The 632-nt window shown below is 66.8% G+C and carries 2 protein-coding genes; one reads left to right on the forward strand and one right to left on the reverse strand.

The features are described from left to right. The coding region (locus tag CSC94_RS24015) for a TolC family protein (RefSeq protein ID WP_165784591.1) at window positions 1-318 on the forward strand (318 nt) is incomplete at its 5' end. A 75-nt stretch (window positions 319-393) separates the two neighbouring features. Here the strand turns inward: CSC94_RS24015 and CSC94_RS24810 are convergent. Continuing rightward, window positions 394-632: hypothetical protein (locus CSC94_RS24810; RefSeq protein WP_165784592.1), on the reverse strand; the 239-nt coding region annotated here is incomplete at its 5' end.

A 632-nucleotide genomic window follows, 5' to 3' on the forward strand; every position in this document is an offset into this window, starting at 1 on the left:
GTCCAGAGGGCCCGTTTCGAAACGGCCGCCGCGACCTATGCGGCCCAGGACATGCGGCATGACGTCGAACGGGAATTGCGCCAGGCCTGGTCCGACTATGTCGGCCTGTCCGGCCAGGGCGATGCCACGGACAAGGCGGTTTCCGCGCTGGAGAAGGCGACGGATGTCAAGCGCAGGCAATACCGGTCCGGCTTTGCCTCCCTGCGCGATGTCCTGCAGGCCGAAAGGGACCTCCTCGATGCCCGTCTGAAGCGGGACCAGATCCTGGCGCAGCGCGACACGGCCGCTTACCGGCTGGTCATCGAAACCGGGTTGTGAGCGGGGCGGAACACGCGCCGGCGCCGTGAGCGTCGCGCCGGGGCTGTCTGCCAGCGGGAATGGGTGCTTTCAGGGTCAGCCGGGCCGGTTGTCGTTGATCTGCCAGGCGGACAGGCTCCCGTACTTCCGGGCGAACCGGTAGGACTCCCTCGCCAGGACAAACGCCTTGCCCTTGACGTTGAGCGGCTGGATGACGCGTCCCAGCCGCATGGCGCGGCCGCCGAACCGCAGCTTGTAGTCCTGTGTCCCGGTTCCGAAGTAGACGGTCTTCAGCCCCTCGCGTTCCGACCAGTCGATGATCTTCGTGATGAGGA

Origin of the sequence: Zhengella mangrovi, from assembly GCF_002727065.1 — a bacterium.
GTDB classification, from domain to species: Bacteria; Pseudomonadota; Alphaproteobacteria; order Rhizobiales; family Rhizobiaceae; genus Zhengella; species Zhengella mangrovi.